This is a genomic window from Sorangium sp. So ce362 (assembly GCF_051519845.1).
In the GTDB taxonomy this organism is placed as follows: domain Bacteria; phylum Myxococcota_A; class Polyangia; order Polyangiales; family Polyangiaceae; genus Sorangium.
In genome coordinates this window covers 3,509,670-3,525,868 of the sequence record NZ_CP150332.1, presented here as the reverse complement: position 1 = coordinate 3,525,868, position 16,199 = coordinate 3,509,670, and the positions used below count along the sequence as shown (strand labels likewise).

The 16,199-nt window shown below is 67.9% G+C and carries 17 protein-coding genes; 9 read left to right on the top strand and 8 right to left on the bottom strand.

The annotated features are described in order from the left end of the window. The first annotated feature begins 80 nt into the window (after nt 1-80). Together WMF17_RS13945 and WMF17_RS13940 are read left to right on the top strand one after the other, a co-directional pair. Nucleotides 81-599 carry a hypothetical protein gene (locus tag WMF17_RS13945; protein WP_437649905.1) on the top strand — a complete coding sequence of 173 codons (519 nt, stop codon included), beginning with the start codon at nt 81-83 and terminating at the stop codon, nt 597-599. 266 nt (nt 600-865) lie between these two features. After that, a complete protein-coding gene (locus WMF17_RS13940) occupies nt 866-1,588 on the top strand; it encodes a hypothetical protein (protein WP_437649903.1) in 723 nt (240 codons plus the stop codon). Between the two features lie 94 nt (nt 1,589-1,682). On the opposite strand, the gene WMF17_RS13935 is transcribed toward WMF17_RS13940, so the two are convergent. Together WMF17_RS13935 and WMF17_RS13930 are read right to left on the bottom strand one after the other, a co-directional pair. Then, on the bottom strand, nt 1,683-2,384 hold the full coding sequence (locus WMF17_RS13935) for a hypothetical protein (RefSeq protein WP_437649901.1): 702 nt from the start codon (nt 2,382-2,384) through the stop codon (nt 1,683-1,685). 110 nt (nt 2,385-2,494) lie between these two features. Further along, the gene (locus WMF17_RS13930) at nt 2,495-2,902 is read right to left on the bottom strand and encodes a hypothetical protein (RefSeq protein WP_437649899.1); all 408 of its coding nucleotides are present in this window, start codon (nt 2,900-2,902) and stop codon (nt 2,495-2,497) included. 396 nt (nt 2,903-3,298) lie between these two features. On the opposite strand from WMF17_RS13930, the gene WMF17_RS13925 reads away from it, so the two are divergent. After that, on the top strand, nt 3,299-3,628 hold the full coding sequence (locus WMF17_RS13925; protein WP_437649897.1) for an ArsR/SmtB family transcription factor: 330 nt from the start codon (nt 3,299-3,301) through the stop codon (nt 3,626-3,628). Between the two features lie 60 nt (nt 3,629-3,688). Then, a complete protein-coding gene (locus WMF17_RS13920; protein WP_437649895.1) occupies nt 3,689-6,109 on the top strand; it encodes an ATP-binding cassette domain-containing protein in 2,421 nt (806 codons plus the stop codon). Between the two features lie 21 nt (nt 6,110-6,130). Here WMF17_RS13920 and WMF17_RS13915 read toward each other — a convergent pair whose 3' ends face one another. Beyond that, nucleotides 6,131-7,216 carry an aldo/keto reductase gene (locus tag WMF17_RS13915; protein ID WP_437649893.1) on the bottom strand — a complete coding sequence of 362 codons (1,086 nt, stop codon included), beginning with the start codon at nt 7,214-7,216 and terminating at the stop codon, nt 6,131-6,133. 141 nt (nt 7,217-7,357) lie between these two features. On the opposite strand from WMF17_RS13915, the gene WMF17_RS13910 reads away from it, so the two are divergent. Then, nucleotides 7,358-8,185 carry a helix-turn-helix domain-containing protein gene (locus WMF17_RS13910; RefSeq protein WP_437602530.1) on the top strand — a complete coding sequence of 276 codons (828 nt, stop codon included), beginning with the start codon at nt 7,358-7,360 and terminating at the stop codon, nt 8,183-8,185. Between the two features lie 230 nt (nt 8,186-8,415). Here WMF17_RS13910 and WMF17_RS13905 read toward each other — a convergent pair whose 3' ends face one another. Further along, entirely contained in the window at nt 8,416-9,519 is a 1,104-nt protein-coding gene (locus tag WMF17_RS13905) for a DUF1552 domain-containing protein (RefSeq protein ID WP_437649891.1), read from the bottom strand. A gap of 235 nt (nt 9,520-9,754) precedes the next feature. On the opposite strand from WMF17_RS13905, the gene WMF17_RS13900 reads away from it, so the two are divergent. Beyond that, nucleotides 9,755-9,919 (top strand): hypothetical protein, encoded by a 165-nt coding sequence (locus WMF17_RS13900; RefSeq protein WP_437649889.1) that lies wholly within the window; start codon nt 9,755-9,757, stop codon nt 9,917-9,919. A gap of 60 nt (nt 9,920-9,979) precedes the next feature. Next, nucleotides 9,980-10,786: a hypothetical protein gene (locus WMF17_RS13895; protein ID WP_437649887.1), complete on the top strand. Its 807-nt coding sequence runs from the start codon at nt 9,980-9,982 to the stop codon at nt 10,784-10,786. A gap of 61 nt (nt 10,787-10,847) precedes the next feature. Here the strand turns inward: WMF17_RS13895 and WMF17_RS13890 are convergent, their stop codons facing one another. Continuing rightward, the gene (locus WMF17_RS13890) at nt 10,848-10,982 is read right to left on the bottom strand and encodes a hypothetical protein (RefSeq protein ID WP_437649886.1); all 135 of its coding nucleotides are present in this window, start codon (nt 10,980-10,982) and stop codon (nt 10,848-10,850) included. A gap of 123 nt (nt 10,983-11,105) precedes the next feature. Further along, a complete protein-coding gene (locus WMF17_RS13885; protein WP_437649884.1) occupies nt 11,106-11,909 on the bottom strand; it encodes a hypothetical protein in 804 nt (267 codons plus the stop codon). Between the two features lie 559 nt (nt 11,910-12,468). Between WMF17_RS13885 and xseA the strand changes: the two genes are divergently transcribed. Continuing rightward, a complete protein-coding gene (gene xseA / locus WMF17_RS13880) occupies nt 12,469-14,127 on the top strand; it encodes an exodeoxyribonuclease VII large subunit (RefSeq protein WP_437649882.1) in 1,659 nt (552 codons plus the stop codon). Nucleotides 14,128-14,131: 4 nt separating this feature from the next. Beyond that, nucleotides 14,132-14,458 (top strand): exodeoxyribonuclease VII small subunit, encoded by a 327-nt coding sequence (gene xseB / locus WMF17_RS13875; protein WP_437649881.1) that lies wholly within the window; start codon nt 14,132-14,134, stop codon nt 14,456-14,458. 64 nt (nt 14,459-14,522) lie between these two features. Here xseB and WMF17_RS13870 read toward each other — a convergent pair whose 3' ends face one another. Both WMF17_RS13870 and WMF17_RS13865 read right to left on the bottom strand, forming a co-directional pair. After that, nucleotides 14,523-14,975 carry a hypothetical protein gene (locus WMF17_RS13870; protein WP_437649880.1) on the bottom strand — a complete coding sequence of 151 codons (453 nt, stop codon included), beginning with the start codon at nt 14,973-14,975 and terminating at the stop codon, nt 14,523-14,525. Between the two features lie 159 nt (nt 14,976-15,134). After that, nucleotides 15,135-16,028, bottom strand: a complete 894-nt coding sequence (locus WMF17_RS13865; RefSeq protein WP_437649878.1) for an acyl-CoA desaturase — start codon at nt 16,026-16,028, stop codon at nt 15,135-15,137. Nucleotides 16,029-16,199 lie beyond the last annotated feature (171 nt).

Here is a 16,199-nt window from a genome sequence, read left to right as displayed (position 1 = left end):
AGGCGCCACCGCGCCGCGTTCGCGAGTGCGGTCTTTTCACCGAACGCGCGGTGGTGTAATACTGGCTGGACGAGGTAGACATGGGCTTCTGGGACTCTGTGCGAACGACCGTGGATCGGGTGACCGGCTCGGCAGCGAATGTCTCGTTGGAGATGGAACCGCAGTTCGTTGTCCCCGGTCAAACCATCTCGGTCCACATCACCATCAAGAACGGCCCTGCGGCGCTCGATGTGCGTGCAGTGCTGCTCGAGGTCAAATCAGTCGAGGAGATCGAACTGCCGCGAAACGCGAGCTGGGCCAACGTGCTCGCAGACGCCGCCGCGAAATCCGGGCCCAAACCGCGAGCTCAAGCGACCCCGCAGGTAGCTCGACATTCGGAGACGACGTTCGAAGCAAAGGTCGCGGTGACCCCAGGGATGACCTTGTCTCCCGGGGAGGAGCGCAAGTTCAAGGGCACCTTCCGACTGCCGATCGGCGTTCAGCCGAGTTACAAGGGCAAATACGCGAAGCACGATTGGCGACTGCGCGCCCGCCTCGACGTGCTCGGCATCGATCCGAGCACCGCGTGGCTCTCGTTTCGCGTCGGAGCGCCGAGCTGACGACTGGCCGGCCCACGAACGATGCTCCGGCTACGCCGAGCCAGAACCCGCCGGGAATACCGCGCCGGTCACGTGCTGGACGCCGGTGCCATGCGAGCGGCCAGGAAGGTCATGCTCGGCGAGGGCCCGAGTAACTGGAGCGCTGGTATGAGCGGGACCATCGTCGCGCGTCGCTCGCCGAGCCGTGCTGAAGGCGGTGTCAGGAACGGCCGCCCAACAAGGCAGTGCAGCCGACGGCTGGTTTCCATGGTGTTGGGCGGACGTAGATGATGGCTTCCTCAGGTAAAGCCCAGTCTGGCGTGCAGCGCCGCGTGCGCACCATTTCGGACAACCTCCGCCTGTTGCCCGTCGTCGAGCTCGAGCCAGGAGCTTATGGATCCGCGCCTCAGCCGGGCACGAGTCCATGGACGGCAGAGGAGAGTGATACCTACTGGCGGGCCTGCCTTCGAGCGGGTGGCGTCGTCGGCGTGGCCCCCGTCGTTCAGGGCTCGTGGCTGGTGGCGCTGGACGCGCTCAACTCCCCCGATCTGCTCCACAGGGTCTTGCAGGTCCACTTTGCCGGCGGAGTTCCAGCCGATCTTGATGGAATCGACCCCTTCTGTGGCGGGCTCGCACTTGTCGACGACAGCGAATTACTGATACTCCCGACCTGTTGCGGGGATCTTGGTGCTCTCGACAATTGGCAGATCGCGACCGAGCAGCGGACTGAATTACCGGAAATGTTGTGGATCGGTCACCCATGCCTCACAGTCTGGTACCACGCCCCGATGCTGCACATTCGAGAGGAAGCAGAGTGCAACCTGCCGACGCATCCGAGGGAGTTCGCCATGAACCCCGAGGCGCTGCAAAGCGCCGTGCGCCAGGCGACACGCGAGCTTGATCTCTTCTGCGAGCGCGTCGTGGTGTCGCTGCGCGAGCTTACCGGTGTGCTCGATGCGCTCGATGCGCGAGCGATCGGCAGAATCCTCGTAGGAAAGAGAGATTCCTGATGCCATCGCTACATTGCCGCCCAGTTGCGCGCTGATTCCGACGATGCGCCCGCGCCGAGCTGCGCCCAGCACGGCGACCCACGGCACATCGCGATCACGTTAGCCGGGTAGGCCAGACGGTACGACAATGACCGATACAAGACCAGCCATCTGGCTTCAATGAGATCGTCAATGTGCATGTATCCATTGTACCGGATCCGAGCTCCTCGAGCACCTGGTTCGTTGCCATGGGTGTAAGCTCGTAGCCTTTGACGGACGCTGCGTTAGCGTGGTGAGCGACGACGGTCTGCCCTTGCAGTCTCAGGAGGGCATGGTGCGCGGACGCCACCATGTTGCCAGCGAGCGCGACGCGCAGCTCGCCAGCACGTCGCTCTGCTGGACCACGGTAGCGCCGAGGCCGCCGCGGGAGAGCAGGCGGACGCTGCACTCGCCGTGATGGACGTCGAGCGCCGTCAATCCAGACCTGCTCCTCGTGCACGAGCTGTGCGAGCATGGATTCGAAGAAGCGGGCGATGTGGCGCGGCGAGCGCAGGCGCCTTGTGCGGCGCGAGCGCGCGGCGTCGACGCGCCGGCCGAGCTCGAGGGCGGCGGGCAGCCGCTGCGCGTCGTGGAGCGCGAGCTCGGTCCGCTGCGCGAGCGCGTAGGGCGTCAGGCGCCCGAGCTCCAGCAGGCCGTGCATGCCGAGCACGCGCGAGGCCGCGCCGGTGCCGAGCACCAGGTCGACGAGCGTGGCCTCCGGGGCGGTCGCCACGTCGACGAGCGTGGCGACGGGGGGGCTGTCGGCCGCGTCGCTCATGGCGCCCCCGTGGCGGTGTCGCTCCGCGGCGGCGCGTGGGCCGCGAGGGCCTCCGCGAGCGCCTTCGCGGAGGCGCTCTGCTGGGCGCGGCTCAATCGCGGCCACCGCGATCAGCGGTGGCGCGAGGGCAAGGCGGCGAGATAGGCGAGCAGCTCGCCCTCGTTGTCGCTGATCAGGCGATCGATGCCGTCCTCGCGGCTATGGCGCCGGACCTGCAGCGCACCGGCGGGCGTCCCCACGAGGACGGCCACGCACCCGAAGCCGCGCACGGCCGCGGTCCGCAGCTGCAGCGTCGCGTCTTCGAACCTGGGATCGTTTCGCCCCGGGGCCGCCCGGATGTCCAGGAGCAGCGACATCGCGCTCCGGTCGACCGGCGCGAGCGCCGCGGTGATCTCCAGACACTCCTGCTCGATCTGCTCGATGGAATCGAATGGCTCGGCGGTCCGCGTGACCCTCACGATCTTCGCGATGCGATCGACGGCCACGATGAAATGAGCGTTGCGCAGGACCTCGGGCATGAGCCTTGCGGCATGCTAGCGTGAATCCCCTTCCGAGCCGAGCGGCGGCGCGCGATCGAGAGTCCGCGCCGCGCGGGTACGCGGCATCACGCGCGGCCGACCCGCGCGAGGTGGAGGCGAGCTCGAGCCCCGAGGGGCGCCGCAGCTCCACCTGGATCGGGTCGCCCGCGCCCGCGCTGCAATGAAGCAGGCTGTACGCGCAGATGCCGTCTATGCGAACCGCCGCCCTCCTGGAGAGGAGACGCTCTCTCAACAGGAAGCTCGGCGCGCAGCAGCTCGACGACACGACTGAAGGAGAGCGTCCCGTCCAAGAGGGACACAGCGACGAGTGAACCTTCGAGCCGAGAAGCCCGATGCGCGCTTGACAACCAATAAGCGACAGCTTATACGTAAGGGATGCAGAGCGCGGCCGTGGCCGAGGACAAGATCTTTCATGCGCTGGCGGACCCCAGCCGCAGGGCGATCTTCGAGTCGCTCACGCGTGGCGAAGCGGCCGTGAAGGAGCTCACGGCGCGCTTCAACATCTCGCAGCCGGCGGTCTCGCAGCACCTCGCCACGCTGAAGGACGCCGGCCTGGTGAACGGCCGGCGCGAGGGGCGCTGTGTCTACTACCGGGTGGAGCCGCGCGGGATGAAGCCGCTCATCGACTGGATCGCGCACTACCGCGCCTTCTGGACGGAGCACGTCGATCGCCTTGAACAGCTGCTGGAGAAGATGGACGAGTGACTTCCACGGACAGGACCGCACAACCGCAAACCGTCGATGCTCGATGACATGATTGCGAACATGACCTCCCAGAACCAGCACTCCGCAGACAGCCACGACCTGATCCGCATCCAGGGCGCCCGGGAGAACAACCTGAAGGACGTCAGCGTCGAGATCCCCAAGCGGCGGCTGACCGTGTTCACCGGCGTCTCGGGATCGGGCAAATCGTCGCTTGTGTTCGGCACCATCGCGGCGGAGTCCCAGCGGCTGATCAACGAGACCTACAGCGCGTTCGTGCAGGGGTTCATGCCGACGCTGGCCCGGCCCGAGGTCGACGTACTGGACGGGCTGACGACGGCGATCATCGTCGACCAGGAGCGGATGGGCGCCGACCCCCGCTCCACGGTCGGCACCGCCACAGACGCCAACGCCATGCTGCGCATCCTCTTCAGCCGCCTCGGCAAGCCGCACATCGGCTCGCCCAACGCGTACTCCTTCAACGTCCCCTCGGTCCGGGCGAGCGGCGAGATCACGGTCGAGCGCGGCGCCGGCAGCAAGACCGTGAAACAGACATTCACCCGCGCCGGCGGCATGTGTCCTCGCTGCGAGGGCCGGGGCTCGGTCAACGACATCGACCTGTCTCAGCTGTACGACGACAGCAAGTCGCTCAACGGGGGTGCCCTCACGATCCCCGGCTTCAGCATCGACGGCTGGTACGGCCGCATCTTCAACGGCTGCGGCTTCTTCGACCCGGACAAGCCGATCCGCAAGTTCACAAAGAAGGAGCTGCACGACCTGCTCCACAAGGAGCCGACGAAGATCAAGGTCGACAACATCAACCTGACGTACGAGGGTCTGATCCCGAGGATCCAGAAGTCGTTCCTTTCCAAGGACGTCGACTCGCTGCAGCCACACATCCGCGCATTCGTGGAGCGGGCGGTCACGTTCACCACCTGTCCCGAGTGCGGCGGCACCCGGCTCGGCGAGGCCGCCCGGTCCTCCAAGATCAAGGGCAAGAACATCGCCGATGTCTGCGCGATGCAGATCAGCGACCTCGCCGAGTGGGTGCGCGGTCTGGACCAGCCGTCCGTCGCGCCGCTCCTCGGGGCGCTGCGCCACACGCTCGAATCGTTCGTGGAGATCGGGCTCGGCTACCTCAGCCTCGACCGACCGTCCGGCACGCTCTCGGGCGGTGAGGCGCAGCGCACAAAGATGATCCGCCACCTCGGGTCGTCGCTCACCGACGTGACCTATGTCTTCGACGAGCCGACGATCGGGCTGCACCCGCATGACATCCAGCGGATGAACGACCTTTTGCTTCGGCTGCGCGACAAGGGCAACACCGTCCTCGTGGTCGAGCACAAGCCGGAGACGATCGTGATCGCCGACCACGTCGTCGACCTCGGCCCCGGCGCCGGCACCGCGGGCGGCAAGGTGGTCTTCGAGGGCACCGTCGACGGGCTGCGGGCGAGCGGCACGCTCACCGGGCGTCACCTGAGCGACGGGGCCTCCCTGAAGCCGTCGGTGCGGAAGCCGTCGGGTGTGCTGAAGGTGCGCGGCGCCCGCAGGCACAACCTGAAGAACGTCGACGTCGACATCCCGCTCGGCGTGCTGGTGGTGGTGACCGGCGTGGCCGGGTCGGGCAAGAGCTCCCTCATCCACGGCTCCGTGTCCGGTCGAGACGGGGTCGTGTCGATCGACCAGAGCGCGATCCATGGCTCGCGGCGCAGCAACCCGGCGACGTACACCGATCTGCTGGAGCCGATCCGCAAGGCGTTCGCGAAGGCCAACGGCGTGAAGCCCGCCCTGTTCAGCGCGAACTCGGAGGGCGCCTGTCCGACCTGCAACGGCGCCGGGGTGATCTACACCGACCTGGGCATGATGGCCGGTGTCAGCACGGTCTGCGAGGAGTGCGAGGGCCGGCGATTCCAGGCGTCGGTGCTGGAGTACCGGCTCGGCGGGCTCCACATCGCCGAGGTGCTCGACCTGCCCGTCGAAGACGCGGTCGCCTTCTTCGGCGCCGGCGAGGCGCGTACGCCGGCCGCGCACGCGATCCTGCAGCGCATGGCCGACGTGGGGCTCGGCTACCTGCGGCTCGGCCAGCCGCTCCCCACGCTGTCGGGCGGCGAGCGGCAACGGCTCAAGCTCGCGACGCACATGGGCGCCGACGGCGGCGTCTACGTGCTCGACGAGCCGACCACCGGGCTGCACCTCGCCGACCTCAAGCAGCTGCTCGGCCTGCTGGACCGACTTGTCGACTCCGGCAAGTCGGTCATCGTGATCGAGCACCACCAGGCGGTGATGGCGCACGCCGACTGGATCATCGACCTCGGGCCGGGCGCGGGCCACGACGGCGGGCGGATCGTGTTCGAAGGCACCCCGGCCGACCTTGTGGCGGCGAGGTCGACGCTGACCGGCGAGCACCTGGCGGCGTTCGTCGGTGGCGTCGTCAGGCCCAAAAAGGCGTCGGCGCGAGGCAACGGGAGTACGCGGCGCACGTAGCGCCGCGGCGTGCGTACGTGCTCAGTACCGCTCGCTCTCGTTCTGCGGCACCATCGGCAGCGCCGGCGCGCTCTCGCCGTTGATCGTCGTGCCGCCGTTCATGAACGCGCCGGCCATGCGCAGGAAGCCGGCGGGGAAGTCGAGCACCGGCGCCGAGAGCGCGTCGAGCGCGGCCACCTGATCGGGCGTTAGCTTGACCTCCAGGGAGTTGAGGTTGTCGTCGAGCTGCGCCAGCGTGCGCGCGCCGATGATCGTGGAGGTGACGCCCGGCCGGGCCACCACCCAGGCAAGCGCCACGCGCGCCGGCGTCGTGTCGAGATCCCTGGCGATCTCGACGAGCTTGTCGACGATCTCGTACGCCTTGTCGGTGAGCGCGGAGAGCACGAACGGGCCGCGATCGGACTTGTGCTTGCCGGCGTTCTCCCGCGTGTACTTGCCGGAGAGCACGCCGCTCTTGAGGGGCGACCAGGGCGTGACGCCGAGGCCCAGCTCGCGCGCCATGGGGATGAGCTCCCCCTCCACCGTGCGCTCGAGGAGCGAGTGCTCGATCTGCAGCGCGATGAACTGCGCCCACCCGCGGAAGCCCGCCAGACCGTGCGCCTGCGCCACCTTCCACGCCGGCGTGTCGGAGACGCCGACGTAGCGGACCTTGCCGGCCGCCACGAGATCGTGGAGGGCTTGCACCGTCTCCTCGATGGGCGTGTTCTTGTCCCAGACGTGCATCCAGTAGAGGTCGATGTAGTCAGTCTGCAAGCGGCGCAGCGACTGCTCGCACTGCGCGAAGATGGCCTTCCTCCCGGCGCCGCCGCCGTTCGGGTCGCCGAGGTAGAGGTTGGCGGCGAACTTCGTGGCGATCACCGCCCGGTCGCGCTTGCTCGGGTGGCGGCCGAGGTGGTCGCCGATGATCTTCTCGGAGTGGCCCTTTGTGTAGAAGTTGGCGGTGTCGATGAAGTTGCCGCCGCGCTCGATGAAGCGATCGAGGATCGCCTCGGACTCCTTGACGCTGGATCCGAAGCCGAGGTCTTCGCCGAAGGTCATGGCGCCGAGGCACAGGGGGCTGACGCGCAGCCCGGAGCGGCCGAGGGTGACGTAGTTGTCGAGGGTCATCGTGGTTCTCCTGCGGGCTCCGGCTGAGGAGCCCTTGCTGGACCCCACCGTGCGCCCGCGCCGGCGTGCAATCTTGGAGGAAACGGCCAGGACGGGGCCGGGAGGGTTGATGGCGGCCCAAGGCGAGCGCACGATGGCATCGTGCTGGGCTCGATCGAACAGGCCATCGCGCGGCGCGCCTCGCCCCCGGCGGTCGGCGCGCCGGCGTCGCGTGTGCTCCGCAATCTCGTCGTCGACGTTCGCGCCAGAACGCCGCCGGTCACGAGCCTCGACCTGCTGCCCGATGGCACGACATCGCTGGTCTTTCGCCTCCTCGACGCCGACCGCGCCGATCTCGTCGTCCTCGGGCCTCAGACGCGGGCCGTGTACAAGCGCATGTCGCGCTTCCTGCTCGCGGTGCAGGTGGTCTTTCGACCCGGCGGCGCGTACCCCTTCTTCGGTGTGCCGATGGACGAGCTCGCCGATCGCCTCGTCCCGGCGCGCGATCTCTGGGGCCGACACGCCGACGCCCTGCTCGAGCAGCTTGTGGCGGTCGGAGCCGGCGTCACGCTGGACCCCACGCGAGCTCGCCTGGACGCGATCGAACGCGCCCTCGAGGGCCGCATGCTCGGTCCCGACGTGTTCGAGCCGGCATCGGCGGCCGTCGCGCGCGCCGCGGTACGGAAGCTCTCGCTCGGAGGGATCACCGTGGAAGAGACGGCGAGCGCGCTCCACGTCAGCCCGCGGAACCTGCGGCGCGCCTTCGTGGCGACCGTCGGCGTCTCGCCGAAGCAGTACGCGCGCATCACCCGCTTCCAGCGCGTCGTCTCGAACGTGCAGGTCCCCCGCGGGTCGTGGTCGGAGGTCGCCCTCGCGAGCGGCTACTGCGATCAGCCGCACCTGGTCAGGGAGTTCCGCGAGCTCGCGGGGCTCTCGCCGGTCGCGTTCATGAAGCGACGCTCGACCCCCGAGATCGAGCGCACGCGCTAGTCGATGCCGCGAGCGCGAGGGCGAGCATCCCACCGGCACGTCGGACCGCCGCCGCCAGGCTCAGGCAGAGGGGTCTCTGGACCCGAGCTCGTCCGGGTGCTCAGGCTCTCGCCCCGCGCGCGCTCAGGCTTTGAGCTCCGTGAACTCGCCCGGATCGTGGTTCGTGGCGCCGGCGACCGCGCCCTTGCCACCGATGAAGTCTTCGGTCCTGTCGGAATAGCCGAACTTTGTCACTTCCGCGGAGCCGCCCTTCGCAGCAGTCGCCCAGCATGCCTGCATTGTCGAGGCGGTGAGAGAGGGAGTGCGACTCCGTAGGGATGTCGAGCCCTGCGAAGACGTAATTTCGCCGGATATTTCAGGAAGATCAAGGGGTTGACGTTGCAGGCGGCCGCGAGCGCTGCGATGGCCGAATAGATATCCGCTCCATCCAGATCGCCGGAGACCTTGGTCGTGAGGGCGTCACTGCCCGGGACATGCGCCTCCACGCTGGAGGCGTTCGCCGCCGTCGCACCGAGCCTCTCGGCGAGCTCCGCGTTGCACAGCGCGGGAACCATCACGTCTCCTGTCGAGCTGAGGAGCTCCTTCCAGGCTTCGAGCTTCTGCTTGTCGGCCTTGCTCATGTCGAACCGCTGGAGCGTCTGCAGATCATCCTTTACGAGGTCGAGGACGCTCTTGCCGCGAATCGCCGCGTAGGTGTCCGGGTTCATCGGCATCCCCGTGTGGAAGAGGCCCGTGAGGCTGCTGAAGGCCTGCGACGCGTCGAGGCCGCTGTACATGATCTCGGCGGCGGAGTAGGAGATCGCCGACTGAGGGTGTTGATTCTGACCCGCCATGTTCAAGAGCAACGGAGCGCCTTGCGGGCTGAGCTGCTGGGCCATGACGTGATCCAGCGAAGGACCGACAGGCTTTGCATTGAACTTAGTCGCCCCGTCGAAGCTGAACGGGTCGTTGCTGTTCGGAGTGATCGGCTGGCAGGTGAAGAACGACCCCACGGTCTGTGTATGGGGGTCGTTCCCCTGTCCACGCGACCTGTTGACGGTCCACTCGTTCATCGAGCGGATGCCGCGCGGCATGAGGAGCTTCTTCGCATGGGGAGCGAGGGGCGCGAGGCTCGTCGGCGTGAGGTCATCCGCCGTGAGCTCACCCTGGGTCTTCGCGGGAAACCAGCTGTTCGTGATGCACCCATAGTGCGTGAACATCACGATGAGCGACTTCCCAGGTGCAGGGGTGTCGCCCCTTGCGGTGCGCTCCCACACGGAGCTGAGGAACGGCGCAGCCAGGACGGCTCCGCCCATGCCACGAAGAAAGATTCTCCGGTTCAGCTTCTTGCTCATGTTCGACGTTCCTCAGCTTTCATGGCGTTCCACGGATTCAGAGGTCCGCCTGCCTCGGCATTGTCCGCGATGGTGCCGGTGCAGCCAGCGAAGAGAGGTGCTGAGGTGCGAAACTTGCTGCACCGATGTACGACAGATGCCTTGGCGTTCGCATGCGCATGCACCTTTTATTCCCGGTCTATGCCCGGTCCGTGTCGAAATGATCACGAGAACGAACCAACAAGCTCGATGCACGGTGACCAGCGTACCCGAGATCACCGACCCGACCGACGCGGAAGCGGAGACCGAGCTCGCGGTGCTCTCGGCGGTGGCGCATGGCAACGGGCCGAGCGGGCTCGCCGTGGTCCAGGCGGCGCTCGTTGCCCTCGGCCGGCTCGACCAGGAGCGCGCGATGGTCTAGTTTCAGCTCATCTGGAACGGGTCGCGTGAGCCGATGCGGCGGGCGCTGGAGGCGTTGGTCATGGAACGGCAGACCGAAGACGAGGCGACTTTTCCCCGGGTCGCAGCGACCGTGGAATGTATCGTCCCAAAGAGAGTGGAGGAGCTTCAGATGTTCGAGTACAGCCCTGCTTGGCCGCATGGCAAGTTACGGATCGCGTTTCCCGAGCTCTTCTTCGTTATCGGTACGAACAAGACGCAGCATGACGGCGTCGGGATCCAAACCAGTCGGACCATGGTCGTCGTGCGTGAGGACGGCGCGCTGACACTGCTGAACACGGTGCGGCTCACGGAGGAAGGGTTGCGCGACCTGGAAGGCCTCGGAGAGGTGCGAAATGTGGTCCGGCTCGGCGCCTTCCATGGTCGCGACGATCCATTTTATCGGGATCGCTACGGCGCCACGCTGTGGACCTTACCTGGTGCAGCGCCTCTCGACGGTCGAGGTCCCGATCGAGAGCTCGCCTCGGGTGGAGCGTTTCCAGTACGCACCGGCGAGGTCTTCGTCTTTTCGTCGGCGCGTTTCCCCGAAGCAGCGGTGCTGCTACACCACGAAGGCGGGATCCTGATCACCTGCGACGCCGTTCAGAACTGGACGCACATCGATGAGTTCTTCTCTCCCCGATGCGGTGAGCTGTTCGCGGAGCAAGGGCTGATCCGCGCCGCGAACATCCCATCCACCTGGCGGCTCGCGTGCCACCCGAGTGTTGACGACTTCCGCCGCCTGCTGGCGCTTCCCTTCCGACACCTGATCAGCGCGCACGGAGAGCCGCTGCGCGACGAAGCCCACGCACTATTGAAAGCGCGCACGGACGAGGTCTTCTCAGCGTGAGGTCGCATCGACGCACGATGGCGTGGTATGCTCCCGAATTCGCGGAGGTCACATGACAGAGTCAGGACTCGGCACAGCCGACGAGCTCGGCGATGATCTCGACGAGCTCGTCGGTGTCGCGCAGGCGACATCGCGCCTCGGCGAGGCGCCCTTCCAGGATCCACGCCACCACGGAGCGGCCCGTCGACGGCTTCACCGCGGTCGTGACCTGGGCGGGGAGCGGCGGACTGCGCGGGCGACCTCAGCGAGGGCGGCTATTCGGCCTGCAGCACATGAGCGGCGACGTCGCGGCTCTGGCACCTGACGGGGCGGGTCACGATCAGAAGCAGATCCCGAACTCGGTGTAGCCGATGTCGGTGCAGATCCCGCCGCTGGCGCACGGCGATCCGAGGCTGCCCATCGGGCAGAGCGCGATGCAGGTGGCGCCCGTTCCTTCAACCTCGCCGCACAGCGCATTGAGCACGCACGACCGGGAAAGGTCGTCACAGGCGCCGCCAACGGGGATATCGCCTTCCGCGAGGCAGATCGGCTCTCCGGCCGCCACCTCTCCAGGAACACACCATTCGCCGCCGCTGCAGCCCGCGCCGAACGGCGTGCACACACCGCCGACCTCGGTCACCTCGATGGAGATGTCGAGCTGACCATCCCCGACGGTGACGAGCGTGCCGTCCGTCTGGAACTGGTAAACCAGCGCGGTGGTGGCCCCGGCGTGAACGGTGAATAGCGCAGGATTGCCGGAGACGAGCGTCGCCTGCACGGGCACGAACGTACCGCCGTCGTCGCGCTCCAGGACCCAGCCCGTCTCCAGAAAGCTCGTGTAATCGCCCACGGGCAACGCCGCCGTGAGCGCCGTCTCGCCTGGATTGTCCGAGCTGCTGAGGTAGCCGAAGAGCGGCCCATCGATGACGAAGAGCGCGTTGCTCAACCGGTACACACGTCCATTGGCCTGCGTCACCAGGGACATGCTCGCGCGACCGGTGAGCTCCGCCTCTTCCGCGCCGTCCGGACCGCTGATACATGCTGGAAGCAGCGGCGCTGCCGCAAGAAATGCCGCGAACCCGAGCTTGACAAGTGCTGATCGACTCAACTTGGACCTCCTGGGATGGAAAGCACCGCCGAGCATAACGGAGTTCAAGGACGCGGGGGCACCCGAAGCAGGAATCGGATCGTCGGGACGGTGCCATCCCGACCGCAACGTGCTCGCTCCGCGGATAGGAAACCGTGGAGCTTTCGCCAGGGACAAGCCCCGCGGGGAGCGACCTCGACGTCATGAGCAGAGCACCGCGGGGCAGCACAGCGGGAGCCTGTCGATCGCCGAGGCGCGCGCCGTCTCACGCCATCCCCCATTCCGATCCGTGGTCCGCCGACTTCGGACAGAGGAAGTGATCATGCAGTGCATGCATTGCAGAGGCGGCGAGCCGCCGCGGCCCAGAGAGCTCGTCGGCGAGCGGCCGGGCGACCTGCGATGGCCTCCCGCCGGACCGCGGCGCAGCGCACGCTCGGCCGCCTCGCGGCGCCGACGCCCGTCTCGCGGCGCCGACCGCCCGTCTCGCAGCGCCGAGGCCCGCCTCGGCGGGGCACCTGGGCGCCACGTCGCGACCTTCTCACCTCGACGCACGGCCGAGCGATGCCGGCCCGCGTTCCCCGCCCGCGTTCCTCGCCCGCGATGATAGAGTCGCGCGATGAGCCGCCGGGTCACCAACGACGGGACCGGGACCCTCCAGATCCACTTCGCCTTCGATCGCAGGCTGGTGGAGGTCGTGAAGTTGCTCCCCGCCCGCCGCTGGAATCCCGAGCAGAAGACCTGGTGGGTCCCGGAGGCGCACGTTGTCGCGGTGGTGGACAGGCTGCACCTCGAGGGTTTCGCCTTCTGCGAGGTGACGCAGCGCCTCTACCGGGAACGCGGCGGCGCCCTCGCCCTCGACGAAGCGCGCGTCGCGCCGGTCCACGCCGCGGAGCCCATCCGCGCCGATGCGCCGCGCGACAGGATGGCCCCCCGGCCAAGCTCAACCACCCCAGCCACCCCAGCCGCCTCCGACTTCACCGTCTCGCAGCTCAACGGAACGGTCCGCGCCGCCCTCGAAGCAGCGTTTCCAGCCTCGATCTGGCTCGTCGGGGAGGTCTGCAGCTACAACCGGGCCGCCCACAAGAGCACCGTCGGCTTCGAGCTCGTCGAGCGCGACGCTCATGGCAAGACGATCGCCGAGATCAAGGCGACCCTCTTCGACCGCGCCCGCTCCGAGATCGAGCGGCGGCTCGCCGCGGCGGGCAATCCGTTCCAGATCGAGGACGAGATCCAGATCCGCGTGCGCGGGCGCGTGGAGCTGTACGTCCCGTGGGGATCGTACCGATTCATGGTCGAGGATCTCGACGTGGGCTACACGCTCGGCGAGGCCGCCCGGCGGAGGGACGAGATCCGCCGCCGGCTCGCCGAGGAAGGGCTCCTCGAGCAGAACCGCTCCCTCCCCTTCCCCACCCTGCCCCTCCGCGTCGGCCTCGTGACGAGCCTGGGCTCGGACGCCTACAACGACGTGCTCGGCACGTTCAAGGAGTCAGGCTTCGCGTTCCGCGTCGTGGCGCACGGGGTGCGAGTCCAGGGGCGGCAGACGGAGCCATCGGTCCTGAACGCGCTCGACTATTTCCGGGCGCATGCCGCGGAGCTCGACGTGCTGCTGATATGCCGCGGCGGCGGCTCACGCACCGACCTCGCCTGGTTCGACTCCGAGCCGATCGCCCGGGCCGTCGCCACATTCCCGCTCCCCGTGGTGGTCGGGATCGGCCACGAGAGAGACATGTCCGCGCTCGACTTCGTGGGCTGGCGCGAAAAGACCCCGACGGCCGCGGCCGCATCCCTCGTCAAGCGGGTCTCGGACGCGAGGGATGCTGTCGAATCGTCCCTCCTGAACATCCTCGACCAGGGCCGGCGGGCCCTCCGGTCCGCCTCATCGGATCTCACCCGCGGGGCGGCCCGGGTCCCGCGCACCGCGTCGCTGCTCATCGCGCGCCGAGCGGGCCAGCTCCAGGAGGCGGCCCGCCAGCTTCGCCAGGGAGCGAGGCGCGATCTCGACGCCGCCTCGCACCACGTCGGCGAGATGGCCTCTCTCCTCGGCCCGCGCTCCTCCCGGAGGCTCGCGCTCGAGTCCGAGCGCGTCGACTCGCGCGGGCGGCGCCTGCGCCTCCTCGACCCGCGGCGCGTGGTGGAGCGGGGATACGCGATCCTGCGCACGGAGGCGGGGACGGTGCTCACCGACGCGGCGCGCGCGCCCCGCGGGACGACGCTCACGGCCGAGCTGAAGCAGGGCGTGCTGCGGCTTCGCTCGGACGGGTCGGAGGAGAAATAGGACCATGGCAAAGCCGAAGCGCGAGAGGAAGGAACCGTCCGCCGGGAGCACGGCAAGCCCGCAGCACGCCTCGAAGGAGCGCTCCTATGGTGAGGCCTCGTCGCGCCTCGAGGAGATCTTGCAGGACATCGAGGAAGGTCAGGTCGACATCGACGAGCTCTCCGCGCTCGTGAAGGAGGCGGCGGATCTGGTGACGCTTTGCCGCCGGAAGATCCACGCCGCGGAGGTCCAGGTGAAGACCATCACCGAGCAGCTCGAGCGCGAGGCCCCGGACACCACAGACGAAGACGAAGACGACGAGGAGGACGACGAAGACGAAGAGGTCGAATGAGCGGGCGCGGGGGATACCCCAGAAATACGCCGCTATGGCTTCCGTGGGTCCGGTCGCCGGCGCATCACTCGCCGCCGGGTGTGCAGGCGTTGCACTCGAAGATCTCCTGCCACCCGTCCGGCACCAACGCTTTCTGTACCTGATAACAGGCGGTCGGCTGTGCCGGATCGACGACACATGTCTGGTAATCGCCGCTGCCTGTGCACGAGCTGCAACCAAGATAGACCGCCGACCCGCTCGGCTCACCGTCGTCGCCGAGCGGCACACCGTGCACCGGCACGCAGCCGGGCTTCGCCTGGCATGCCGCCTCATCGACGCTCGCGCACGCAAACGGCTCCCTCGGACAGCACTCGGATGCACATGGCGCCTCACCGCCGCTTCCGCCCGCGCCGCCGGCCCCGCCCGCGCCGCCGGCCCCGCCCGCGCCGCCGGCCCCGCCCCCGGTCCCGTCGCCGCACGCTGCGACCGCCCACCCTGCCACCACCATCCCTATCATCACCACCCATCGCCTGAGCATTTGAATCCTCCTTCAAGGCAGCGCGTCAGCCCTTCCTGGCAACGCAGCAGCCGGACAAGCGATAATCATGCCAACGAATTTCCCGGACGCCCAGGCAGGAGCCTCGAGCATATGGCGCAAAACGGCACAAGACGACTCATGGGCGCGGCCCTCACCACATCAGTCGAGCTTCTGCACCACCCCAGCGTCTCCGCCGATCGCGGACGCCTCCTCGGGGACCAGCTCGCGGGATTCGCCGATCTTCGCGGCGAGGTTGCGCCGCAACGCGTGCTCGGGGACGCCGCGCACGTCCCACACAAGGCCGATCTTCTCGAGCGCCTTCAGCCCGTAATAGGTAATGTCGATCTCCCACCAGAAGAACCCCTGACGCGCGCTGCTCTGGTAGTGATGATGGTTGTTGTGCCAGCCCTCCCCGAGGCAGAGCAGACCGAGGAGCGGGTTGTTGCGGCTCGTGTCGGTGGTCGCATAGCGGCGCGAGCCGCTGACATGCGCGACGGAGTTGATCGCATAGATGACGTGGTGCAAGAGACAGGTCGACACGCAATAGCCCCAGAGCCCCACGTCGAGGCCACCGAAGATCAGGAGCGCAGCGACCATCGCCACGATTGAGAGAGCGTGCCACCGGTCGAGCCAGCGGAGCTCCGGGTAGCGAGCGAAATCGGGGATGAGCGAGAGATCGGTCGCCTCGTGCTCCCGCCCCATCCACCAGCCCATGTGCGCATGCCAGAAAGAACGGCGCGTGGGGCTGTGGACGTCGCGATCGGTGTCCGAGTATTTGTGATGCACCCGGTGGGTCGACGCCCACCAGAGCGGGCCTTTCTGCGCGGCCGTCGTCGCGACGAGCGCGAGCAAGAACTGGAACGCGCGGCTCGTCTTGAAGGTGCGATGCGAGAAATACCGGTGATATCCGGCCATCATCGCGAACAGCCGGATCAGGTAGGCCGCCGCGGCGAGCGCGACGAGCTTCCAGGTCCCCCCCCGGACGAGGGCGAGCACGGCGCCTGCGTGGATCGCGGCGATTCCCAGGACGTTGAAGCACTGACCGGGCGTCAACCACGCGCCTCGATCGGGGGAAAGAGACCCAACGGGTTTCGGCACTTGTTAAAGCCTGGCTGGGTGCGCGACGCTGGTCAGCAAGGTGGGCGCGCGGCACCCGGAAGGGTGGGAAATCTGGAGCGGGTGCCCTGTGAATAACACCGTCCAGGGTGCTTCGTGAACGGGATT